The organism is Microbacterium sp. cf046, assembly GCF_900114345.1.
Taxonomy (GTDB): Bacteria; Actinomycetota; Actinomycetes; order Actinomycetales; family Microbacteriaceae; genus Microbacterium.
Map to the genome: position 1 here is coordinate 947,586 of NZ_FOZJ01000002.1, position 21,350 is coordinate 968,935.

Consider the following 21,350-nt stretch of genomic DNA (forward strand, 5'->3'; position numbering starts at 1 on the left):
GGGGGTCGGTGGATTCCCGAAAGTCTCTCCCCCGCGGAGACCGTGACCGGCCTGCCGTGGTGCGTGCCCGGGGATGCGGCGATGGCTCCCGTGATGACGGACACGCGATGACGGGATACTCCCTCTCGCTCCCCCAGGATACAGGCTGAGACGATCCGCCCTGACGTGACACTTACGGGGTGAGAGACAATGAGGCTCCATCGGCTCACGGGTCGGCGGAGAAGGGATCGGGCATGGTCGAGCAGGCGGCGACGGATGACGCGACCCTCGTGGCGCAGGCTGCGAGTGGGAGCGAGCACGCGTTCCGCACGCTCTACCGGGCGTACGTGCGGCCGGTGTACTGGCTCGCGCACAGGCTCGTGGGAAATGCCTCGGACGCGGAGGATGTGACGCAGGAGACGTTCCTGGTCGCGTGGCGCAAGCTGCCCGGCCTCGAACTCGCCGGCGAATCGCTGCTTCCGTGGCTGGTGACCGTGTGCCGCTTCCAGGCGGCCAACCGCATCCGCACCCAGCGACGCGACCGCGAGAACACGGCCGCTGCCGTGGATGACAGCATCCCGTCGACTGTGAACGTCGAGCAGCAGGTGATCGACACGGAATTCGCCGACCGGATCCTGCGGGAAGTGGAAGGCCTGAGCCCGCTCGACCGCGACATCTTCCGTCTGTGCGCGACCGAGGGGTACGCCTATCAGGCCGCTGCCGAAGAGCTCGGCATCGCGCACGGAGTCGTCCGCAATCGTCTCTCCCGCATCCGCACGCGACTGCGGACCGTAGCCAAGGAGAGCACATGAACACCGAAGAGCACGCAGACACCTCGCGCGAGCTGCCTGAGCCGCTGCCGGAGCTCAGCGACGCGCGCATCGACGAGATCGAGGACTCGCTGTTCGCCGAGATCGGGCGCGAGCGCACCTCGCGGCGCAAGCGCCGCACCGGAGTGTGGGCGGTGAGCGGCGCAGCCGCGGCGGTGATCGTCGTGGCCGCGGTGATCGCACCGAGCGTCGGCGGTCTGGTCGGCGGTGCCTCGTCGGACGAGTCGGCGATCGGCCCGTCGGCGCCGATCGAGGACTCGGCCGCGGGCGGCGTCGCGGACCCGAATGCCATGAGCGAGGGCCTCGCCGAGACCGACAAGTCGTCGGGCATCGCCGCCGACAGCGCGGTCGCGGCACCCGACCGCGACATCATCACGACCGCGACGGCGACCGTCGTCGTCGACGACATCTCGGACGCCGTCGTGGTGATCACGGATGCCGCGCAGTCGCGCGACGGGTACGTCGAGTCCATGAGCATCGGCCAGTCCGGCCAGGTGATTCCGGTGGACCCCACCACGGGGATGGTCTACGACAGCACGATGCCGTATCCGTACACGCCCGACGGCGCGTGGATCACGGTCCGCGTTCCCGCCGACGGCCTGCAGTCCCTCGTCGACCAGCTGTCGGGGCTCGGCGAGGTCACCGCGTCATCGGTGAACCGGCAGGACGTCACCGAGGTGACCCTCGATCTCGAGGCACGCGTGGATGCCGCACAGGCGTCCGTGGACCGCCTGACGCAGCTCATGACCCAGGCCGGCAGCCTCTCCGATCTGATCGCCGCCGAGTCCGCGCTCGCCGAGCGCCAGGCGACGCTCGAGTCGTACCAGCAGCAGCTGAAGTACTACGACGAGCAGGTCGCGATGTCTACGCTGACGGTGACGCTGACCGAGCCGGTCGAGACCGTCGAGGCCAATCCCGCCGGGTTCAGCGACGGTCTCGCTGCGGGCTGGAACGGGCTGGTCGCGACGCTCAACGGCATCGTGATCGCGATCGGGTTCCTGATCCCCTGGATCCTGGTCCTCGCCGTCGCGGGTCTGATCGTGTGGGCCGTCGTCGCGCTCGTCCAGCGCGGCCGCAGCCGCCGGCAGTCGGCGGGCAAGGCGGACGCATCCGAGAGCGACCAGGGCACCGACTAGTCCTCGATCACGCGTCGGGCGGCGGGTTCAGGCGCGGTCGACGCGCCAGAACCGCCAGCTCGGCGGACGCCGTCCGTCCGACGCGTGCGCCTCCGCGACACGTCGGGATGCCGCATCCCGGCGTTCCTGCCACCCGTCCACCCACTCCTGCACCTCGACCGTCGGTGTGACGACCGGGGGTCCGCCGAGCAGCTGACGGCGGGCCTCGATCACGCGGTGGTTGAAGTCCTCGAGGTATTCGCGGACCTCGTTCCGCGTCCGCAGCTCATCGAGCCTGTCCTCGAGCGACGCGTACTCGGTGCGCAGCGTGAGTGCCGGCGGCCCGAGACCTGTCAGGCGCTCCCGCTCGATCTTGCGCCGGATCCACCAGTCCGGGTCGTTCGAGGCGCCGAGACCGGGGATCGGCTTGCCCGCCCCCGGAAGATCGTCGAAGTCGCCCCGTCGGATGGCCTGCTCGATCGAGACCTCGACGATCGCAGCTCGCTCCACCTCGGACCAGATGCGGGACGCCGCGGGGTCGTCGTCCTCGGGAGGCTCCTCGCCGCGCGCGATCGCCGCCTTGCGCAGGCGGTACCGCATCGCTGCATCCCGGCTGTCCTCCGCCACGCTCACCTCCACGCGTCTACGTCAAGGCTAAACGCCAGTGGCGTTGGTAGCGTCGGGCGGATGAGGATGCACGACGATCAGCTCCACATCGACCTCGGGATCGCGCGGCGGCTCATCGTGGAGCAGCTTCCCGAGTGCCGGGACCTGCCGGTGACAGCGTTGGCCGGGTCTGGAACCGTGAACGCGATCTTCCGCATCGGAGACGACCTCACGGCGCGGTTCCCGCTGCAGGGGCTGGACGCGGCCGAGGTCGAGTCGCACCTCGAGCGCGAGGCCGCAGCCCTCGGGGAATTCCGGCGGGTGTGCCCGTTCCCCGCCCCGCGGCCCCTGATGATCTGCAGCGGAGGGCACGGGTACCCGCTGCCGTGGAGCGTTCAGACCTGGGTGCCGGGTGAGATCGCGAGTCCTCGTGGGCTGTCGGGCTCACTCGAATTCGCCGAGGACCTCGTCAGGCTGATCCAGGCGATGCGCGATGCCGATGTCGCGGGCCGTGTCTTCTCGGGCGAAGGGCGTGGCGGCGTGCTGCGCGATGGCGACGAGTGGGTGGCGGAGTGCCTGCGCCGCAGCACGGGTCTGGTCGACGTGGACCGCATCGGGGCGCTGTGGGCGCGGCTGCGCGAACTGCCGTATGCCGACACCCTCGTCATGTCGCATCGCGACCTGATCCCCGCGAACCTGCTGGTCGGCGATGGTCGGCTGGTCGGCGTCCTGGACGGGGGCGGGTACTGTCCGGCTGATCCGGCGCTGGATCTGGTCGCCGGCTGGCACCTGCTCGACGACGGGCCCCGCGCCGCGCTTCGCGATCGGCTCGGCAGCGGTCGGGTCGAGTGGTTTCGCGGTGCCGGCTGGGCGCTCCAGCAGGCGATGGGGCTGATCTGGTACTACGCCGACACCAACCCGACGATGGCCGAGCTCGGGCGCAGCACCGTTGCGCGGCTGATGGCGGACGAGGAGCTCGGAGCGCTCGTCTCAGCCGACTGATCCTCGTGGACGCAGCCCGGCGGCTCGGAGTTGCCGCTGATCGTGAAGTCCTCGCACGTGAGGAAGCGCGCCTGGTTGAGACCGAGCACGAACGCGGCGACGCCGATGCCCAGGACGACGCCCAAGATGAGCCAGCGCTGACGGCGCGTCGAGTTCTCGCCGAAGTCGGGCCACATGATGCGGGCCAGCACCCACACGGTCAACGGGCTCGCGATGAGGACGATCAGCAGGGCGATCGCGCTGACGACGAACGTGACGAAGTCGGTGGCGTTGAAGTCGATGAAGCTGAAGACGAGCCAGACCGACGGCAGGAGCAGCAGGAAGGCGCGTCCGAGGCGGGCCCCCACTGGCCGGCGCTCGACGAGCACGAAGACGAAGGCGGCCGTGGAGGCGACCCAGAGGGTCAGCAGCGTGTCGAAGAACAGCGTGCCCCACGCGCCGAGGGTGAACGCCGGCCACCACACGACCGCGGCCATGCCCACGGAGATCACGGCGAGCGGGATGTCGCGGCGGCGGCCCTCGGAGACTGCGGCGGACTCGGTGTTCTCGGTCATGCCGCGAAGCTAGCGCACGTCACGGCTGCGTGACCGCATCCGGATCCACCGAGCTCCAGAATTGGATCGATTGCAGCATCCAGAAGGCGAGGAAGAGCAGGAGCGCGATCACCTCGCCGATGAACACCCAGTAGAACGGTCCGATGCGCAGGCTGCCGAACAGCGGCAGGGCGACGACATCGAGCGTGAGGGCGATCGCGATCACGGCATAGGCGACCTTGAGCATCCGTGTGGGCCGGCGCCGACGGGTGGGCCAGAAGGCGTTGACCATCGCGACCGCGGCGATGACGCCGAAGAAGCCGATCGCTGCCACGAAGTGGGTCCACTGCAGGAAGACCTCGCGCCACAGCCACCACGTCAGTCCCACCGCGATCAGCAGGACGGCGCCGATCACCAGCGACAGGATGCCGCCCTCCCGCTCCACCTCCCCCACGACGATCAGCGTCGAGGCCACGACCAGCACGATCGCACCGATGATCAGGTACGTCGCGACTCCGACATCGACGGCGGCATCGTACGCCGCGGGCACGCACGCCCCGACGCAGCCGACCCGCACACCGACGATCCATCCGGGCGAGATCACCGTCGGCACGATCGCGACGAGGGGGATCAGGATCGCCGCGACGTCCAGCAGCACGCGCTCCGGTCCGCGCCCCGAGAGTGCGAACAGGCACACCCCGACCGTGATCAGCGCGCCCACGAACAGGGTGTTCGCGGGAGTGTAGTAGTAGTGGCTCAGCGACGGCAGCACGCCGACGATGGGGATGGTCACCCCCACGGCCACGAAGATCACCACGACCGTCCCGGTCACCGCGATCCGCAGATACCGGTAGGTGCGCTGCAGCGATGTGGTCTGCGCACGCGTGGTCATGCTCGAAACGATTGCCCAGACGGCGATGCCCGTCAACCGAGCGGTCGAGCGGGCCTTGAACCGCATTCACCGGAATACGTCGGCGCGCCGTAGGTTGAGAGTCAGTATGCAGCGCTTCGGAACACTCTCCTTCGGCCACTACGGACCCCTCGGCGGGGGACGCATGCTGACCGCCGGCGACTCGATGAGGCAGGCCATCGATCTCGCCCAGGGGATGGACGACCTCGGCGTCGACGGCACGTACTTCCGCGTGCACCACTTCGCGCGACAGCAGTCCTCGCCGATGCCACTGCTGGCTGCCATCGCCGCGCGCACCGAGCGCATCGAGGTCGGAACCGGCGTGATCGACATGCGGTACGAGAATCCGCTTTACCTCGCCGAGGAGGCAGCGGCTGTCGACCTGATCAGCGACGGGCGGCTCGCGCTCGGCGTCAGCCGCGGTTCGCCCGAGTCCGTCGTCCGGGGATACGAGGCGTTCGGGTACACCGGCTCGGAGGATCCGCGCGGGGCCGACATCGCCCGCGAGCACTTCGCGACGTTCCTGCGCGCGATCGAGGGCGAAGGCATGGCCGAGAGGGATGCGCACAGTCCATTCGGAGGCGGCACCGGCATGCAGGGGATTGAGCCGCACTCCCCCGGTCTGCGCTCGCGGATCTGGTGGGGCGCCGGCAACAGCGAGTCCGCCGCGTGGGCGGGCTCCGTGGGCGTCAACCTCATGTCCTCGACACTGCTCACCGAGGCAAGCGGCGAGCCGTTCGACGAGCTGCAGGCGCAGCAGCTCGAGGTCTTCCGCGAGGCATGGCGCGCGGCCGGGCACGCGGGCACGCCGCGCACATCGGTGAGCCGGTCGATCTTCCCCATCACGACCGCGGAGGAGCAGATGTACTTCGGCGGCCGCCAGGACGGCGACCAGATCGGTGTGATCGACGGCATCCGCTCGACGTTCGGCAAGACGTACGCCGCAGCCCCGGATGTGCTCGTCGAGCAGCTCCAGCAGGATGCCGCGATCCGCAGCGCCGACACGCTCATGCTCACGATCCCGAGTCAGCTCGGCGTCGAGTTCAACCTGCGCGTCGTCGAATCGTTCGCGAAGTACGTGGCGCCCTCGCTCGGCTGGGTCGGCACGCGCGGATAGTCGTTCTGCTCGAAGCTCAGAACATCCAGGACTCGGCGTCCATGCCGCTGCCGCTGGGCGGATCCTCGATCACCGGCGGCGGGATCTGCCGGCGCCGGATCGGGCGCACCAGGGCGTCGCGGCTGCGGCCGGCGACGCCGGGCAGACCGGCGCGAAGATGCACGAGCTCGGACGCCTTCGGACCCGTCGGCATCGACCGGGGTCCGGCGCCCGCGGCCACGATCCAGGCGGGCAGTCCCAGCATCCGCAGCGTCTTGCCGACGCGCTCGGACTCGTAGACGCTGTCCGGGTCGATCTCGTCCTCGAGCAGCTCGGTGAGCTTCTCGGCGTCATCGGGCCGCTTCCAGAGCTCGGCGAACACAGCGGCGCTCTCCGCTCCGATCGGCTCGGAGAGGACATCCTTGCGGGCACCGGGTTCGCGTGACGGGTCGCTGCAATAGCGCGCGACCTCCTCGCCCTCATGCCACGCGACGAGCGCCAGCTGGCGGTCGTGCAGGACACGCACCGCGAGGACCGGGCCGGTCACCCGTGCCGCGATGACCTCGGCGACCTCAATGATTCCGCGTCTCCCGTCTGCGACCACACCGCCTCCGGGGTCGCCGAGCACGACGCACCAGCCGTCCTCGGCCGGTGCGATCCACCCCGAGAACCGGATCTCGCTCAGCACGCCCTGCAGTTCGTCCGCGGTCAGCTCGTCGGCCGGGACGATCGCAGCACCGTAGGTGTGGCCACTCGGGCCACCGACCTCCGAGTCGGACGAGGAAGCGGGGTACACGCCTCGATCATCCCGCATGAAGCGTCGTCGTGGGGATGCGGTGCGGGAGCGCCGCCGCTCAGAGTCCCAGCTCGCGGAGCGCGGCATCAATCCGCTGCGTGATCAGGTCGTAGCCCTCGTCGTTCGGGTGCAGCCCGTCGGCCGCCATCTCGCCCCGTCGACCCTGGATCCAGGAGGAGGCGCCCGGCACGTACTCGGCGCCGATGTCGTCAGCCGCATCCCGCACCCACTCGATGATCACCTCCAACGAGTCCGGCCGCTCGGCGGTGTACCAGAACGGCTCGACGACGACGAATGCCGCGTCCGGCAGCGCGGTGCGGAGCCGATCGAAGTCGTCCTCGATCTGCTCGCGCATGCCCTCACCGACCCGGTCGTAGCTGAACACGTCGTTCAGACCCATGGTGATGATGACGATGTCGGGATCGGCATCGATGATCTGCCCGGGAAGGTCGGCCCGCAGCGCGTCCCGGTTGTTGACGAAGCCGAGCCCATTCCTGCTCGGGTTGAATTCGCGCCACCCACGGCTCTCCGAGATGCGGGTCGACCAGCGCTCCGACGGGTCGGATGCCCCGGTCCCCAGCGTGTACGAGTCGCCGTAGAACGCGACGAGCGGCCGGTCTTCGGACGCGGTCCCACTCGCTGGAGCACACGCGGTCAGCAGGAGCGCGATGGACCCGATCAAGGCGATCGTCCGAACGAGCGGACGGGCGGGGAGCGTCACGAGGCGCGCGTGAGTGCGATCGCACCAGGCATGCGGCGCACGACGAATCGGAAGAACGGCCTTGCCAGCACGGAGGCTTCGATCGGCTCGATGATGCGCGGGTCCACCGCCTGGTGCTCGCCCCCCTTCCATGTGAGGCTCGCCCCTCCTGCGGCGACCACATTGAGCGCCCAGTTGGTCTTCACCCCCCACGGCAGCCCGATCAGGACGATGTTCCTGTCATTCGTGGGGATGATGGCGATCGGCGTCCGATACTGCGTGCCGCTGCTTCGCCCGCGGTGGTGGATGACCGCCCAGATCGGTAGCCACCGATGGCCGGCCATCGCCAGGGCGACCGGCTGGCTCACCCGCTGGAGGGTCTTCGCCACGCCGGATGTGCGCTTCGGCTCGGTCATGTCACCAGCATGCTCCTGCGCGCGCCGATCGGCGCAGCCCTTGCGGATTCACCCAGCCCGTGCCTGGCCGTCGTCTTCGATGAGGTGCAGCTGGGTTCCGTCGAGATCGATCAGGTAGCCCGCTCGCTGCCCCCATTCCTGCAGCGCGACCGGCGTGAGGCGCGGGATGCCGACGGTCAATTCGGGCACGCCGCTCGCTCTCACCGCCTCGTAGAGCTCATCGAGGTCGCTGACGCGGATGCTGGCCATGAACCAGCTCTCGTACGGATCGAACTCCGGAGCGAGGAAGAACTCCAGCACCACGCCACCGCGACGGATGATGAGCCACCCGCCGTCGCGGTACGAGATCACGAAGCCGAATCCTCCGTAGAACGCGATCGTGCCGTCGAAGTCGCGCGATGGGAGGTTCGGCACAGCCCGATCGAGCAGATGCGAATGGCTCACGCCGGCGGTATCGACGCGACCGTCGAGCGGATCGTGCCGGCCACCCAGCGCGTCGCGCGCCGCGGCGACCTCGTCCGCGCCCCCGGGCTCCTCGGTTCCGTCGCGCTTGGTCATCGTGCGTCGTCCACCCGCGAGCTCATACCGCCATTGTCCGACCCGACGGCGATTCGCACCACCGCTCCCCCGAACAGCCGCGATCGCGCATCAACGAGAAATGCCCGTCCATTCGGACGGGCATTTCTCGTTGGTGACCCCAGCGGGATTCGAACCCGCGTTACCGCCGTGAGAGGGCGGCGTACTAGGCCGCTATACGATGGGGCCGCTTACGCAACCGTTCGATTATGCCATGAGCGCCGCATCCCGACAAATCAGCGCGGCCTCCCGCCGAGCCTTGACGAAGACCCATCTGGCGCGTCGCGAGGCATGTGCGGCACACTGTTGCGCGAGACGCTGAAGGAGCGATGTCTCGATCCATCTAGCTCCAGTCCCGAGAGATTGGAAGCACCATGATCAAGCGCATCACCCGCAACACCGTTATCGGAATCGCCGTCGCCGGCGCCCTCACCATCGGCGGGAGCATTCCGGCCTGGGCCGACCACACCGGCGGCGCCGAGCTGACCGACCTCGGCTCCGCAGGAGAGAACTCCTGCTACGTCGGGGGCCTGTTGAGCGGCATCCCCGCGACGCTGTTCACGCCGAACTACGCCATCCGCGACAGTGCCGGAAAGCGGCACCTCGTCTGCTACTTCGAGACGGCGCCGTCCTACAGCGCCGACCCCGAGGGCGGCGGATACGACTGGAGCTGGACCGCACCGACCAGACCGACGACCTGGTACGGATCGGCGCCGACGTGCGTCGAACCCGGCGGCAGCGCCGACGGGTACACGGACGCCGCGCAGTCCACGCCGCGCTTCGTCCAGTACCGGACGCACCTGGTCATGTACTGCTCGTGGTCGTCGACCGATCTGCTGTTCCCCTAGGCATCGGCCGCTGAAGTCAAGCGGTTGCACGCCGTCTGCCGCCGGGGTTGACTCGGACAATGCGAGTCACCAAGCACGAACACGCCGCGCTCACCGTCGTCGAGTCCGGGAAGACCCTCGTCATCGATCCCGGATCCTTCACCGACCCGCTCCTGGAGGCCGGCGACGTCGTCGCGATCGTGCTCACCCATGAGCACCCCGACCACTGGACGCCCGATCATCTGGATCGCCTGCTCAAGCACTCCCCCGACATCCCGATCTTCGCACCCGAAGGCGTCGCGAAGGCCGCCGCCGGGTACGCGATCACGGTGGTGAACGCGGGTGACACGGTCACGGTCGTGCCGTTCACGCTTCGGTTCTTCGGCGGCACTCACGCGATCATCCACGAGACGATCCCCGTCATCGACAACGTCGGAGTGCTCGTGAACGACGAGCTGTACTACCCGGGCGACTCGTACGCGGTGCCGAAGGGAGTCGACGTCAAGCTCCTCGCGGCGCCGCTCGGCGCACCGTGGCTCCACATCGGCGAGGCCATGGACTTCGTCGTCGCCGTCGCTCCGCGCCAGGCCTTCGGCACGCACGACATGGGACTGTCCGTCATCGGCCGCACGATGCATCGAGCGCGGCTGCGCTGGGCGACGGAGAAGGACGGCGGCGAGTTCCTCGAACTCGAGCCCGGGGACTCGATCGATCTCTGACGAGAAACACGGATGCCGCGAACCCGAGGGTCCGCGGCATCCGTGTTCTCGTGCTATTCGACGGCGTCGAGGTCCGTCTCCAGCAGCGCGACGAGCTCGTCGAGCGCCTGCTCCGAACCCTCGCCCTCAGCCTTGAGGGTCACGACGGTGCCATTGGAGGCTCCGAGACCCATCAGCGAGAGGATGCTGCCCGCGTTGAGGTCCGGACCCCCTTCGACCGCGATGGTCACGGGGATCTTCTTCTCCTGAACGGCCTGCACGAAGAGCTTCGCGGGCCGTGCGTGCAGGCCGGAGCTGCTCGCGATGGTTGCCTGACGTTCTGCCATGGTTACTTGCCTTTCGTAGAAGACGGCTGACTCCAGCATTCCGCATTCGGCATGCGGGTGCGAGGGTTACGCCGGAACGGCGGCGACTTCGAGGTTCTCCTCGGCCTCGGCGAGCTCCTTCGGTGCGATGTAGCGCTTCGCGGCCACCACACACAGAGCGGAGACCACGACGCCGGCCGCGAGGGCGACGAGGAAGCCCCAGATGGGGTTGATCGCGAACAGGACGAAGATGCCGCCGTGCGGTGCGTACGAGGCCACCTGGAAGATCATGCACAGCGCACCGGTGACGGCGCCGCCGACGAGCGACGCGGGGATGACCCGGAGCGGGTCGGCCGCGGCGAACGGGATGGCACCCTCGGAGATGAACGACGCACCGAGCAGCCAGGCCGCCTTGCCGTTCTCCCGCTCGACGGGCGTGAAGAGCTTCCGGGCCAGGACAGTGGAGGCCAGCGCCATCGCGAGCGGCGGAACCATGCCGGCGCACATCACGGCGCCCATGATCAGCAGCGGAGCGGGGTTGTCGGCCGAGCCGGCGGCCAGCCCGGCGACCGCGAACGAGTACGCCACCTTGTTGACCGGGCCGCCCAGGTCGAAGCACATCATGAGACCCAGGATCACGCCGAGCGCGATGGCGGAGCCACCGGACTCGGTGAGGCTCGTGAGCCAGTCGGTCAGCCAGGTCATGAAGGTCGCGATCGGCTTGCCGAGGAACAGCACCAGCAGGCCCGAGGCGATGATCGACCCGACCAGCGGGATGATCACGACCGGCATCAGGCTGCGAAGCCAGCGCGGAGCCGGCAGGCGTCCGAGCCACCAGGCCACCACACCTGCGAGCAGACCGCCGACGATGCCGCCGATGAAGCCCGAGTTCATGAGCACGGCGACCGCACCCGCGACGAAGCCCGGCGCGATGCCGGGTCGGTCGGCGATCGCGAAGGCGATGTACCCGGCCAGCGCAGGAACGAGGAAGCCCATCGACGTCGCGCCGATCATGAAGAACACCGAGCCCAGGTACTGGCCGAGTGGTCCGTAGCTGGAGGTGATGTTCTCCGTCGGCAGATCCCAGAGGGAGTTCTGGACGATGACGGTCGCGGCATTCTCAGTGACGAGATAGCCGCCGAGCAGGAATCCGAGCGCGATCAGCAGACCGCCGCCCGCGACGAACGGGATCATGTAGCTGACACCGGTCAGCAGGATGCGCTGGATGCGCGCACCCCACGAGACCGATGCGACAGCCGTGGCGACGGCAGCGGTCGCGGATCCCGAGACCCGCTGCCCGTTCGGGTCCTTCGCGGCCGCGATCGCCTCCGCGATCAGCGCATCGGGCTGCTCGATCCCGCGCTTTACACCCGAGCGCGCGACCGGCTTGCCTGCGAAGCGGCCGGGCTCGCGCACGTCCACATCAGTGGCGAAGATCACGGCATCCGCGTTCGCGATGACGTCGTTCGGCAGCGCCTGGTAGCCGCTCGAGCCCTGCGGCTCGACGACGAGGTCGATGCCGGCCTTCTTGCCGGCCGCCGTCAGCGCGTCGGCAGCCATGAACGTGTGGGCGATGCCGGTCGCACACGCGGTGACCGCGACGATCCGGGCGGGGTGGCCGTCGATGCTCAGCGCGTCCGAGGCGGCTGCCGCGGCCGGTGCTGCAGCCGCGGCCGCCGCTGCGGGCGCCGCGGTGGCGTCGCCCTCGCCGATCGCGTTGCGCACGATCGCGACGACCTCGTCGGCGGTCGTGGCCGCACGCAGCCCGGCGGTGAAGTCGTCCTGCATGAGGCTGCGGGCGAGCTTGGAGAGCACGGCGAGGTGGGCTTCGGCTGCGCCCTCGGGTGCGGCGATCAGGAACACCAGGTCGGCGGGGCCGTCCGGTGCTCCGAACTCGACTCCGGGCTTCAGACGAGCGAACGCGAGTGAGGCCTCCGTGACGGCGGGGCTCTTCGCGTGCGGAATCGCGATGCCGCCGGGCAGGCCGGTCTCGTCCTTCTGCTCACGGGCCCACGCGTCTGCGAAGAGCGCCTCGGCGTCGGTGGCGCGACCCTGCTGCGCGACGCGTGCGGCGAGAGCTCGGATCACCGCCGCCTTGTCGGCGCCGAGCGCGGTGTCGAGGGACACCAGCTCGGGAGTGATGGTCTGGGACACGATGACCTCCAATGGTCGGTGGTGCGATGTTGCGGGGTGGGTTGCGATCAGGTGTTCAATTGTCGGACGACGACCTCGCCTGCAGGCAGGTCGTCGGGCGTCGGGGCCTGTGTGCCGGGGAGGGATGCCGCGGCCGCGCCGTATCGGACCGATCTGCGCAGCCGATCACCCGGTCCGTCGCCGGCCACGTCGGCGAGGAGATATCCCGCCAGCGAGCTGTCGCCGGCGCCGACCGTGCTGACGACGCGGATGCGCGGCGGACTGGCCTGCCACGCACCGTCGGCGTCGACGAGGACGGCGCCGTCGGCACCGAGGGTGACGAGGGCTGCCGCGACCTTGCCGGGGACGAGCGCGCGGGCGACGGGGAGCACGGCTGCGGCCAGGTCTGCCCCGGGATCGAGCGCGACGCCGACCAGCTCGGCGAGCTCCTCGTCGTTGGGCTTGATGAGATCCGGTGAGCCCTCCGCGACGACCGCGCGCAGCGCCGCGCCCGATGTGTCGACCGCGATGCGAGGCGCATCCGCGCCCCAGCGTGCTCGCACGGCCTGGATGGCCTCGACGTAGAAGCGCTCCCCCGCACCTGGAGGCAGGGATCCGGCGAGCACGAGCCAGTCGGCGCCGGCGCTCGCCTCGACGACGGCGGTCACGAGGTCGTCGACCTCGGCGGGCGAGAGGGTCGCACCCGGAAGGTTGAGCTTCGTGGTCACGCCGGCCGGGTCCGTGATCGTCACGTTCGCGCGAGCATGGCCGTCGACCTCGACGATGCGCGCGGGAACATGGGATGCCCGCAGTGTGGCGGCGAACGGATCGTCCTCAGCGAGCGGGAGCACGGCCACCGTGCTCACGCCGGCGGCGGCGATCACGCGGGCGACGTTGATCCCCTTGCCCGCGGCGTCCTCGCGTGCTGAGGCTGCCGCCTGGACCTCGCCGGGCTGGAGCGCTGTCGCCAGGGTGATCGTGCGATCCAGGGACGGATTGGCGGTGACGGTGACGATCCTGCCTGCCGTCGCGTACTCGGGGGTCATGCGAGCCACACCTCCACTTCGGCGTCGGAGAGCGCGTCGGCCAGTTCGGCGTCGGGCGCGGCATCCGTCACGAGCACATCGATGGCATCCAGGGGCGCGAAGCTGACGAGCAGCTCGGCGCCGAGCTTGTCGGCATCGGCGACCACCACGACGCGGCGGGCGGCGTGGACGATCGCGGTCTTGACCGCTGCCTCTTCGGGATCGGGCGTGCTCAGGCCGAAGGCCGCCGAGATGCCGTTGGTGCCGAGGAACGCGACATCCGGGCGAAGCCGCTCGATCGCGCGCACGGTCTCGGCGCCGACCGCTGCGGCGGTCGCGTCGCGAACGCGCCCGCCGATGACGGTGAGCGATGCATCCGCCGCGCCGGCGAGCGTGTGGGCGAGGGTCATCGCGTGCGTGACGACTTCGACCTGCCCGCCCGAGATGATCAGGCGCTCGGGCAGCAGAGCGGCGACGGCGTGCGTCGTCGTCCCGGCGTCGAGGTAGAGGGAGCCGCGGAAGCGGTCGCCGACGACCTCGAGCGCGCGGCGTGCGATCGCGGCCTTCGCGTCGCTGCGGCGGGTGGATCGCTCCGCGAGCGTGGGCTCGGCCATGCTGTCGCGGTCGCGCGTGACCGCGCCGCCGTGCACGCGGCGAAGCGCGCCGACCCGCTCGAGCTGATCCAGGTCGCGCCGGACGGTCTCGGTGGTGACCTCGAAGCGACGAGCGAGGTCCACGACGCTGACGCGACCCTCATCGAGCAGCAATCGCCCGATGAGCTGCTGGCGCTCCATTGCGTACATGCGAATTCCTCCGTGAATTTCCCACACGATACAACAGAAATCAACACATTCGCAAGAGCATTCGCAGAAATTCTCACAGTCGGTGGCCGGTGCCCCGAGCGCTGCCGGTAGCGTCGGAGGATGCCCGACCAGCCCGCCGCAGAGCTCGTGATCGACGAGCAGCTGGTTCGAGAGCTGGTCACGAGCCAGGCGGGAGCGGTCCCGGATGCCGCGACCTCGCCGCTCGTGCACGTCGCCGACGGCTGGGACTGCTCGGTGTGGCGGCTCGGCGACGACCTCGCCGTGCGGCTTCCCCGCCGCGCGCGGTCTGCACCGCTGGTGCTTCACGAGCAGCAGGTGCTCGCGGAGATCGCGGAACGCCTGGGGCCGTCGGGTGTCCGCGTTCCGGCGCCGGTGTTGGAAGGGCGGCCCGGCCAGGGTTACCCATGGTCATGGTCCATCGTTCCGTGGTTCGACGGCGCCGGAGGGCTCGGCATCCCACGCGCGCGACGAGCAGGCTGGGCCGAGCCCCTCGCACGTGCACTGATCGCGCTGCACGTCCCTGCCGGCGTCCCGTTCCCCGCGAATCCCGTGCGAGGGGTCCCCCTCACCGTCCGAGACGAATCCGTTCGCGCGCGCCTCGCCACCCTGCGGGGAAGGGTGGCGGATCGTGCCCTCGCCCGCGCCGAAGGGCTGTGGGATGCCGCGCTCACCGCGCCGGCATGGGCTGACGCACCGGTGTGCATCCATGGCGACCTGCACCCCGGCAACATCGTCGCGCGCGGATCGGAGCTCGTCGCGATCATCGACTTCGGTGACGTGACCGCAGGCGACCCCGCCTACGATCTCGCAGTCGCCTGGCTCGCGTTCGAATCAGCGGGGCGCACGGCGTTCATCGAGGCGGTCGGCGACCGCTACGACGCGGCGACCTGGGCACGCGCCCACGGCTGGGCTGCCGCGTTCACGCTCGTGCTGCTCGATCAGAGCGACGACAACCCCGAGTACGCGATGCTGGGCGCCGAGGCCCTCGTCGAACTCACGAGCTGACCGGTGTGGGCTCCGTCGGCTCGGCGGTCCACACACTGACCACTTCTCCGCGCAGCACGAACCGCACCACGCTCCCCGGGGGCAGATCGAGCACATCGAGCGCGGGCATCCCCGTGAAGATATTCAGGTCGACGGTCGGATCCAGCTCGCCGGGCGCGCACCCCATGCTCACCCACTCGGCGCCCACGGCCACGAACAGGCACGGGATCCCCGCCACACTGTCGGCCGTCCACACCTGGACCTCGCCGTAGTCGTCGTACTGCACGAGCGTGTCGCGATCGATGTCGTACCAGTCGAACGTGAACGGCTCGGCGGGTGTCATCGGTCGCAGTTGGGCAACGGCCCGCGGCGCCGACAGCGCGGAGCCGAGCACGCCGACGAGCAGTCCGATCGCGGCGGCCCCCGCGATCAGCGACCACGCCGGGATCCTGTTCCACCAGTGCAGCCGCGGCGGTGCGCTCTGCACGTCGGGGTCGATCGGGCCGACCGTCTCGGTCGAGCGCGGCGGTTCGTCCGCGGGCTCGTGCGCGAGCTCGGTCTCGGATTGGTCCGGGCCGGGAGCGCCGACCCCCGTTGGCCCCGAGGCTGCCTCCAACTCATGCAGCCGCGCCAGCGCAGCCGCATCGAGGTGGATGTCGGCGCCCGGTCCGTACGCGCGCGCCCGCAGGTGCGCGAGCTCACGCTCGGCCGAGGAACGTGCAGCCGTGAGATCCATCACGTCTGCTCCTCGCTCCGGTCGATCCAGACTTCGACGGCGCCGTCGCTGAGCATGAAGCGCACCAGGCTGCCGACCGGCAGATCGAGTCCTTCGATCGTGCGCATGCCCGCGTACACCGTGAAGTCGGCGATCGGATCGATGTCGCCGGCCGCGCATCCCGCGGTGATCCACTCCCCGGTGTTCGCGGTGATCAGGAGGCACACCGCACCGGTCGGTGTGATCGAGGACCACACCTCCAGCTCGTGGTAAGGGTCGTACCGCACCGGCGCGACCGCTTCGAGTCCGTACAGCTCGAAGTTCTGCGGCGCGCCCGTGGCCGGTGCGACCTGCAGGACGGTCTGCGGATGCGGCGGTACCAGGCTCGGGATCGCCCATCCGAGTCCGAGACCGACCAGCGCGGCTCCCGCAGCGAAGGCCCACAGCGGCGTCCGGCGTCGGCGACGGGGTCCTGCCGCGGGAGCGGAGGGGTCCGGAGGATCCTCTGGCGGCACGAGAGACGGGGGCACCGCCGGGGTGCCGGAAGTCGCCGAATCCGCGCCTGCATCGGACGCACCATCGACATCTGCGGTGTCTGCCGCATCCGTCCGCGTCATGTCCTCGAGCTCGACGAGCCGCGCGATCGCGTCCGGATCGACCTCGATGTCGGCGTCCGGGCCGTAGGCGCGCTGCCGCAGCGCGGCCAGTTCGACCTCGTGCTCAGGCGACAGCGGCAGAGCCATACGGTCCATTATGGTCCCGGTCCGCAGGACGGGCTCGGGCGACGTCAGCGCATCGGCGACCGCACGTGGCGAGTGGTCAGGGCAAACGAAAAACCCCCGCTGAGCGGGGGTTTTCGAATAGCTGGGGTACCTGGACTCGAACCAAGAACAAAGGTACCAGAAACCTCCGTGTTGCCAATTACACCATACCCCAAGGCGCTGAACCGAAGTCCGTGCCAAGGGTCAAGTCTACGCGACGGGAGCGGCCCATCCAAACCGAGCCGTCCCGCCGGAAGGGATCGGCGGCGGTCACTCCGCGCGGAACGCCTCCAGCGCGCCGAGGCGACGAATGGACTCGGCCTTGCCGAGAAGTTCCATCGACTCGAACAGCGGCGGTGAGATCCGTCGACCGCTCACGGCGACCCGCAGCGGGCCGTACGCCACGCGCGGCTTGAGCTCGAGGCCTTCGATGAGCGCGCGAGAGAGAGCCTCCTGCACCGCCGCCGCCGTGAACTGATCCTCCGGGATCAGCTCGAGCGCCCCGACGGATGCCGCGAGCACGACTCCCGTGTTCGCGGGAAGTCCCGCCAGCGCGTCCTCGGCATAGAAGATGTCGTCCGTGAAGAGGAACCGGAGCAGATCCGGCGCATCGCCGAGCAGCGGCAGCCGCTCCTGGATGAGCGGGGCGGCCTTGCTCAGCAGACTCGCGTGCGCGTCGCTCAGCGGGACGGTCAGCACACCGGCGGCGGCGAGGTACGGGACGATCCGCTCCGCGAAGTCCGCAGGCTCCAGCATCCGGATGTGGTCGCCGTTGATCGACTCGGCCTTCTTCTGGTCGAAGCGCGCCGGATTGGGGTTGACGTCGACGATGTCGAACGCGGCGATCAGCTCGTCGAGCGAGAACACGTCCCGGTCGGGGGCGAGCGACCAGCCGAGGAGCGACAGGTAGTTCAGCAGCCCCTCGCGGATGAACCCCTTCTCGCGCTGCAGGAACAGGTCGGCCTTCGGGTCGCGCTTGGAGAGCTTCTTGTTGCCCTCGTCGCCCAGGACGAGCGGCATATGGGCGAAACGCGGGATGAACGTTGTCACACCCGCATCCACGAGTGCGCGATACAGCGCGAGCTGTCGGGCGGTGGAGGGCATCAGGTCTTCGCCGCGGATCACGTGCGTGATCCCCATCAGCGCGTCATCGACCGGATTGACGAAGGGGTACAGCGGCACTCCCCCGGCGCGGACGACGACGAAGTCCGGGAAGGATCCGGCCGGGAAGGTCACCTCTCCGCGGATGAGGTCCACGTACGTGAGGTCTTCATCCGGCACACGCAGGCGCCATGCGGGCTCGCGGCCCTCCGCCCGGAACGCGGCCTTCTGCTCGTCGGTCAGGTCGCGGTCGTGATTGTCGTAGCCGAGCTGCTTCGCGCGGCCGTTCGCGAGGTTTCGGGCGTCGATCTCCTCGGGCGTCGAGAAGCTCTCGTAGACGGCTCCGGCCGCCTTGAGCTTCTCCAGGACGCCGAAGTAGATGTCGTGCCGCTGCGACTGACGGTACGGCGCGTGCGGTCCGCCGATCTCCACGCCCTCGTCCCAGTCGATCTCGAGCCACCGCAGCGCATCGAGCAGCTGCAGGTAGCTCTCCTCGCTGTCACGCGCGGCGTCGGTGTCCTCGATGCGGAAGACCAGGGTCCCGCCGTTGTGACGGGCGTACGCCCAGTTGAACAGCACGGTCCGGATCAGCCCCACGTGGGGCAGGCCGGTCGGCGAGGGGCAGAAGCGGACGCGCACGTCGGCGCCGGCTGCGGTCGTGGTGCGGGGATCGGGTGCAGACATCGTCGTCCAGCTTAGTTCGCGGATGCCCCGGCCCCGCGTGCCCTGCTCAGTCCGCCGCCGGCACCACCTGAAGGCTGATGATGTGCCCGTCGGCCGCGAGGAAGTACTGGAGGCCGCCGTAGCCCGGCGTCACGAGGATGCCCGTCGTCATCTTCGGGAAGACGCTGGAACGGGCGAGCTCGTCGCCGGAGTCGGCGTCCCGCCAGACGACCTCCTCTGTCGTGTAGTCCTGCAGACCCTTGAACGTCTTGACCGGGATATGGGTGCCGATCAGGATGCGCTGGTCGGGCGGACCCACCAGGGTCGTGAAACTCAGCGTGCGCTGGTCGGCCGTCCAAGCCAGATCGAGCGTTCCCTCACCGACGTCGACGGCGCCGATCATCGCCGCGCCGGCGTCCATCACGTACACGCGGCCGTTGTCGGGGTCCACGGAGACCATCGACGGAATGAAGCTGTTGTCCGAATCGGAGTCGGCGAACGGCTGCAGGTTGCCGACCTGCGTGGAGTCGGCCTGGCTCACCGAGAACACGCTCATCGGCGTCGAGGTCGGCGCGCCGCCGTTGGTCATGCCGACGACCTGGTCTCCGATCACCGCCATCGCCGAAGCCGCCGTCTGTCCGTCTTTCAGGTAGCTCACCGGTCCCCACGACTCGTCAGCCGACAGCGTGCCGTCGGCGAAGGTGTAGCGGTAGAGCTTGGTCGCACCGGGAAGGTAGATCATGTTCGTGCCGTCGTAGACGGTCGTCGTGACGCGGCCGCCCATCATCTCCGGGAGCGTGACCTGATCGATCACCTCGAGCGTGCTGGGGTCGATCGCGACGAGGACGCTCGCGGGAGCTGAACTCGGGTCGGGGCACTGCAGGAAGGCGGAGAAGCCCTGCTCGGTGCAGCCGGGCTGCCGGTTGACCGTCTTGGCGATGATCGTCCCGTCGGGGAACGCGTCGTAGCCGTTGTAGGCCGTGTCGCCCGGTTCGGAGTCGCCGGTCGGCAGTGTCGCGCTGGCGATCACGGTGCCGTCGTCGGGATCGATGCGCGCGATGCGGTAGCCGTAGACGACGATCAGGTCGTCCTCGGCCATCGCGTTCAGCACGCCGGGATAGTTCCATTCGCCGGTCACATGGGTGTTGATGAGCACACGGCGCCACACCTCGCGGAGGCTCCCCGGCTCGACGCGTGAGACGAACGAGCCGGACGCGGTCGGATCGTCGCCGTAGCCTCCGCCGTAGATGTAGAGCTCGTCCGGGCCGCGCCCGACGATGTTGTACGGCGTGACGTACACGTCGGGCGAGGAGTACGCGAACACCGCGTTCGAGTCGGTCGTCGCGCCCAGGAAGCTCGCGCAGTCGTACAGGTGGGTGCGCTCCGAATCGTGCACCTCGAATGCAGCGATCGTCGGATACCACGGCTCGTTGTCGGCCGCCGCCACGCACTCCTCTTCACCCGCGAGGAGGGACGGGTCGCCGACGAGCGGACCGCCTGCCGCCGTCTCATCGGCAGGCGGAGTGGGCGTCGCATCGGGTTTCGGCAGCACCTCCGCGAAGCATCCGGTCAGGACGAGTGCCGCGACCAGGCCACCTGCTGCTGCGACAGCGCGAACGCGCGATGTGATCCGCATCGGTCTCCCCCAGGATTCGTGCGCCGACCTCCTCGTCAGCCACCGACACCGCGAGCGTTGCAGAGGGATGCGTTCGGCGTCAAGGGCGCTGGACGCGCCCTCCGTAGGACCGGCGCTACCGCAGAACCCGTTCGATCGCGGCCAGCGTGATGCGCACCGCGGGAACGCGCTCCGCCCCGTGTGCTGTGACGACGTGCAGCGTGCGCGCCTCCGCGTGCGGAAGGGGACGCGTGATCACCCCGGGCATCAGCGGGAACGACTCCACCGCCATTCGGGGCAGCGTCGCGACGCCGATTCCCTGGGCGACGAGCCCCTCGACCGCGACGAAGTTGTCGGTCTCGAAGCCGATGCGCGGCTCGAAGCCGGCGCGACCGCAGAGTTCGAGCAGATGACCGCGGCAGCGTGGACATCCTGCGATCCAGTTCTCGTCGGCGAGCTCGGCGACCTCGACGCGTTCTCCTGCGGCAGCCGGATGCCCCACCGGCAGCACGGCGAGCAGATCGTCGGCGCCGACGGAGTGCACCGCGAGTCCGCTGGCGCTCGAACCGTGAGGGTCGTCTCGGTCGCCCGGATAGCTGAAGGTCAGGGCGATGTCGGCACGATTCTCGCGGACCGCTTCGACCGCCTCCGGCGGTTCGGCCTCCACGAACGTGATCGTGATCCCGGGATGATGCTCCGCGAGATGACTGAGCAGCCGTGGCACCACGGTCGGCGAGGCCGACGGGAATGCGACGAGCCTGACGCGCCCGGCGCGAAGCCCGCGCAGCTCGGCGAGTTCGCCCGCGGCGGCGTCCAGCGCCGTCGTGACGGCCGGAGCGTGGCGTGCCAGCACCCGACCGGCCTCGGTGAGTCTCACCGTGCGACCGACCCGCTCGATCACCGGAACCCCGAGTCGCGACTCGAGCCGCTTCATCTGCTGGCTGAGCGCCGGCTGGCTGAAGCCGAGGGCGGTCGCGGCCGCCGTGATCGACCCTTCGTCCGCGATCGCCTTGATCGCGCGCAACGCCTGCACATCGAACTCCGGGTCGTCGAACAGACGCTCGCTCACGCTTAAATCATAAGCAATTCGCATGATTCGGATAGAACACCTGCCGTAGA

At 69.4% G+C, this 21,350-nt stretch carries 23 protein-coding genes and 2 tRNA genes; 7 read left to right on the forward strand and 18 right to left on the reverse strand.

All coding sequences use genetic code 11. The annotated features are described in order from the left end of the window. The first annotated feature begins 233 nt into the window (after nt 1-233). Both BM349_RS10755 and BM349_RS10760 read left to right on the forward strand, forming a co-directional pair. Nucleotides 234-791: an RNA polymerase sigma factor gene (locus BM349_RS10755; protein WP_091706841.1), complete on the forward strand. Its 558-nt coding sequence runs from the start codon at nt 234-236 to the stop codon at nt 789-791. Next, entirely contained in the window at nt 788-1,945 is a 1,158-nt protein-coding gene (locus tag BM349_RS10760; RefSeq protein ID WP_091706842.1) for a DUF4349 domain-containing protein, read from the forward strand. The genes BM349_RS10755 and BM349_RS10760 overlap by 4 nt, the downstream gene beginning before the upstream one ends. Before the next feature lie 27 nt (nt 1,946-1,972). Here BM349_RS10760 and BM349_RS10765 read toward each other — a convergent pair whose 3' ends face one another. Further along, nucleotides 1,973-2,551: a DnaJ family domain-containing protein gene (locus BM349_RS10765; RefSeq protein WP_254773823.1), complete on the reverse strand. Its 579-nt coding sequence runs from the start codon at nt 2,549-2,551 to the stop codon at nt 1,973-1,975. A gap of 60 nt (nt 2,552-2,611) precedes the next feature. Here BM349_RS10765 and BM349_RS10770 point away from each other — a divergent pair, with 60 nt between their 5' ends. Continuing rightward, nucleotides 2,612-3,532, forward strand: coding sequence for an aminoglycoside phosphotransferase family protein (locus tag BM349_RS10770; protein WP_254773824.1), 921 nt, complete (start codon nt 2,612-2,614; stop codon nt 3,530-3,532). On the opposite strand, the gene BM349_RS10775 is transcribed toward BM349_RS10770, so the two are convergent. Both BM349_RS10775 and BM349_RS10780 read right to left on the reverse strand, forming a co-directional pair. Further along, entirely contained in the window at nt 3,433-4,086 is a 654-nt protein-coding gene (locus BM349_RS10775) for a hypothetical protein (protein ID WP_175525267.1), read from the reverse strand. The genes BM349_RS10770 and BM349_RS10775 overlap by 100 nt on opposite strands. Before the next feature lie 19 nt (nt 4,087-4,105). Then, a complete protein-coding gene (locus tag BM349_RS10780) occupies nt 4,106-4,957 on the reverse strand; it encodes a hypothetical protein (protein WP_139230913.1) in 852 nt (283 codons plus the stop codon). A 106-nt stretch (nt 4,958-5,063) separates the two neighbouring features. On the opposite strand from BM349_RS10780, the gene BM349_RS10785 reads away from it, so the two are divergent. After that, nucleotides 5,064-6,092: an LLM class flavin-dependent oxidoreductase gene (locus BM349_RS10785; protein WP_091706845.1), complete on the forward strand. Its 1,029-nt coding sequence runs from the start codon at nt 5,064-5,066 to the stop codon at nt 6,090-6,092. A 16-nt stretch (nt 6,093-6,108) separates the two neighbouring features. Here BM349_RS10785 and BM349_RS10790 read toward each other — a convergent pair whose 3' ends face one another. The 5 genes from BM349_RS10790 to BM349_RS10805 form a co-directional block, all read right to left on the reverse strand. Continuing rightward, entirely contained in the window at nt 6,109-6,867 is a 759-nt protein-coding gene (locus BM349_RS10790; protein ID WP_139230914.1) for a hypothetical protein, read from the reverse strand. 58 nt (nt 6,868-6,925) lie between these two features. Continuing rightward, nucleotides 6,926-7,588 (reverse strand): SGNH/GDSL hydrolase family protein, encoded by a 663-nt coding sequence (locus tag BM349_RS10795; protein ID WP_254773825.1) that lies wholly within the window; start codon nt 7,586-7,588, stop codon nt 6,926-6,928. Then, on the reverse strand, nt 7,585-7,983 hold the full coding sequence (locus BM349_RS18945) for a PNPOx family protein (protein WP_254773826.1): 399 nt from the start codon (nt 7,981-7,983) through the stop codon (nt 7,585-7,587). The genes BM349_RS10795 and BM349_RS18945 overlap by 4 nt, the downstream gene beginning before the upstream one ends. Before the next feature lie 48 nt (nt 7,984-8,031). Continuing rightward, nucleotides 8,032-8,541 (reverse strand): bleomycin resistance protein, encoded by a 510-nt coding sequence (locus tag BM349_RS10800; protein ID WP_254773827.1) that lies wholly within the window; start codon nt 8,539-8,541, stop codon nt 8,032-8,034. Between the two features lie 131 nt (nt 8,542-8,672). Next, nucleotides 8,673-8,748: transfer RNA gene (locus BM349_RS10805), tRNA-Glu, on the reverse strand. A 185-nt stretch (nt 8,749-8,933) separates the two neighbouring features. Between BM349_RS10805 and BM349_RS10810 the strand changes: the two genes are divergently transcribed. Next, entirely contained in the window at nt 8,934-9,407 is a 474-nt protein-coding gene (locus BM349_RS10810; RefSeq protein WP_091706848.1) for a hypothetical protein, read from the forward strand. A 59-nt stretch (nt 9,408-9,466) separates the two neighbouring features. Next, entirely contained in the window at nt 9,467-10,105 is a 639-nt protein-coding gene (locus BM349_RS10815; RefSeq protein ID WP_091706849.1) for an MBL fold metallo-hydrolase, read from the forward strand. 53 nt (nt 10,106-10,158) lie between these two features. On the opposite strand, the gene BM349_RS10820 is transcribed toward BM349_RS10815, so the two are convergent. The 4 genes from BM349_RS10820 to BM349_RS10835 form a co-directional block, all read right to left on the reverse strand. Then, complete coding sequence (locus BM349_RS10820) at nt 10,159-10,431, reverse strand: HPr family phosphocarrier protein (protein ID WP_091706850.1); 273 nt, start codon at nt 10,429-10,431, stop codon at nt 10,159-10,161. Between the two features lie 66 nt (nt 10,432-10,497). Beyond that, a complete protein-coding gene (locus tag BM349_RS10825; RefSeq protein ID WP_091707259.1) occupies nt 10,498-12,564 on the reverse strand; it encodes a PTS fructose transporter subunit IIABC in 2,067 nt (688 codons plus the stop codon). A gap of 47 nt (nt 12,565-12,611) precedes the next feature. Further along, nucleotides 12,612-13,589, reverse strand: coding sequence for a 1-phosphofructokinase (gene pfkB / locus BM349_RS10830; protein ID WP_091706851.1), 978 nt, complete (start codon nt 13,587-13,589; stop codon nt 12,612-12,614). After that, a complete protein-coding gene (locus tag BM349_RS10835) occupies nt 13,586-14,371 on the reverse strand; it encodes a DeoR/GlpR family DNA-binding transcription regulator (RefSeq protein WP_091706852.1) in 786 nt (261 codons plus the stop codon). Before BM349_RS10835 ends, pfkB begins: the two co-directional genes overlap by 4 nt. Before the next feature lie 120 nt (nt 14,372-14,491). On the opposite strand from BM349_RS10835, the gene BM349_RS10840 reads away from it, so the two are divergent. Then, on the forward strand, nt 14,492-15,397 hold the full coding sequence (locus BM349_RS10840; protein WP_091706853.1) for an aminoglycoside phosphotransferase family protein: 906 nt from the start codon (nt 14,492-14,494) through the stop codon (nt 15,395-15,397). On the opposite strand, the gene BM349_RS10845 is transcribed toward BM349_RS10840, so the two are convergent. The 6 genes from BM349_RS10845 to BM349_RS10870 all read right to left on the reverse strand — a co-directional run bounded on the left by BM349_RS10845 (nt 15,387) and on the right by BM349_RS10870 (nt 21,324). Beyond that, nucleotides 15,387-16,115, reverse strand: coding sequence for a hypothetical protein (locus BM349_RS10845; RefSeq protein ID WP_139230915.1), 729 nt, complete (start codon nt 16,113-16,115; stop codon nt 15,387-15,389). The genes BM349_RS10840 and BM349_RS10845 overlap by 11 nt on opposite strands. Continuing rightward, nucleotides 16,112-16,834 (reverse strand): hypothetical protein, encoded by a 723-nt coding sequence (locus tag BM349_RS10850; protein ID WP_091706855.1) that lies wholly within the window; start codon nt 16,832-16,834, stop codon nt 16,112-16,114. Before BM349_RS10850 ends, BM349_RS10845 begins: the two co-directional genes overlap by 4 nt. Before the next feature lie 121 nt (nt 16,835-16,955). Then, nucleotides 16,956-17,027, reverse strand: a tRNA-Gln gene (locus tag BM349_RS10855). 95 nt (nt 17,028-17,122) lie between these two features. Continuing rightward, nucleotides 17,123-18,637 (reverse strand): glutamate--tRNA ligase, encoded by a 1,515-nt coding sequence (gene gltX / locus BM349_RS10860; RefSeq protein ID WP_091706856.1) that lies wholly within the window; start codon nt 18,635-18,637, stop codon nt 17,123-17,125. Between the two features lie 46 nt (nt 18,638-18,683). Further along, nucleotides 18,684-20,252 carry a hypothetical protein gene (locus BM349_RS10865; protein ID WP_091706857.1) on the reverse strand — a complete coding sequence of 523 codons (1,569 nt, stop codon included), beginning with the start codon at nt 20,250-20,252 and terminating at the stop codon, nt 18,684-18,686. Nucleotides 20,253-20,367: 115 nt separating this feature from the next. After that, nucleotides 20,368-21,324 carry a LysR family transcriptional regulator gene (locus BM349_RS10870; protein ID WP_091706858.1) on the reverse strand — a complete coding sequence of 319 codons (957 nt, stop codon included), beginning with the start codon at nt 21,322-21,324 and terminating at the stop codon, nt 20,368-20,370. Between the last annotated feature and the right edge of the window lie 26 nt (nt 21,325-21,350).

What these genes read in the sequence shown, in the direction of transcription:
- BM349_RS10755 (WP_091706841.1), top strand. Translation starts at nt 234, where the DNA reads ATGGTCGAGCAGGCGGCGACGGATGACGCGACCCTCGTGGCGCAGGCT.
- BM349_RS10760 (WP_091706842.1), top strand. Translation starts at nt 788, where the DNA reads ATGAACACCGAAGAGCACGCAGACACCTCGCGCGAGCTGCCTGAGCCG.
- BM349_RS10770 (WP_254773824.1), top strand. Translation starts at nt 2,612, where the DNA reads ATGAGGATGCACGACGATCAGCTCCACATCGACCTCGGGATCGCGCGG.
- BM349_RS10775 (WP_175525267.1), bottom strand. Translation starts at nt 4,086, where the DNA reads ATGACCGAGAACACCGAGTCCGCCGCAGTCTCCGAGGGCCGCCGCCGC.
- BM349_RS10780 (WP_139230913.1), bottom strand. Translation starts at nt 4,957, where the DNA reads ATGACCACGCGTGCGCAGACCACATCGCTGCAGCGCACCTACCGGTAT.
- BM349_RS10785 (WP_091706845.1), top strand. Translation starts at nt 5,064, where the DNA reads ATGCAGCGCTTCGGAACACTCTCCTTCGGCCACTACGGACCCCTCGGC.
- BM349_RS18945 (WP_254773826.1), bottom strand. Translation starts at nt 7,983, where the DNA reads ATGACCGAGCCGAAGCGCACATCCGGCGTGGCGAAGACCCTCCAGCGG.
- BM349_RS10800 (WP_254773827.1), bottom strand. Translation starts at nt 8,541, where the DNA reads ATGACCAAGCGCGACGGAACCGAGGAGCCCGGGGGCGCGGACGAGGTC.
- BM349_RS10810 (WP_091706848.1), top strand. Translation starts at nt 8,934, where the DNA reads ATGATCAAGCGCATCACCCGCAACACCGTTATCGGAATCGCCGTCGCC.
- BM349_RS10815 (WP_091706849.1), top strand. Translation starts at nt 9,467, where the DNA reads ATGCGAGTCACCAAGCACGAACACGCCGCGCTCACCGTCGTCGAGTCC.
- BM349_RS10820 (WP_091706850.1), bottom strand. Translation starts at nt 10,431, where the DNA reads ATGGCAGAACGTCAGGCAACCATCGCGAGCAGCTCCGGCCTGCACGCA.
- pfkB (WP_091706851.1), bottom strand. Translation starts at nt 13,589, where the DNA reads ATGACCCCCGAGTACGCGACGGCAGGCAGGATCGTCACCGTCACCGCC.
- BM349_RS10835 (WP_091706852.1), bottom strand. Translation starts at nt 14,371, where the DNA reads ATGTACGCAATGGAGCGCCAGCAGCTCATCGGGCGATTGCTGCTCGAT.
- BM349_RS10840 (WP_091706853.1), top strand. Translation starts at nt 14,492, where the DNA reads ATGCCCGACCAGCCCGCCGCAGAGCTCGTGATCGACGAGCAGCTGGTT.
- BM349_RS10850 (WP_091706855.1), bottom strand. Translation starts at nt 16,834, where the DNA reads ATGGCTCTGCCGCTGTCGCCTGAGCACGAGGTCGAACTGGCCGCGCTG.
- gltX (WP_091706856.1), bottom strand. Translation starts at nt 18,637, where the DNA reads ATGTCTGCACCCGATCCCCGCACCACGACCGCAGCCGGCGCCGACGTG.
- BM349_RS10865 (WP_091706857.1), bottom strand. Translation starts at nt 20,252, where the DNA reads ATGCGGATCACATCGCGCGTTCGCGCTGTCGCAGCAGCAGGTGGCCTG.
- BM349_RS10870 (WP_091706858.1), bottom strand. Translation starts at nt 21,324, where the DNA reads ATGCGAATTGCTTATGATTTAAGCGTGAGCGAGCGTCTGTTCGACGAC.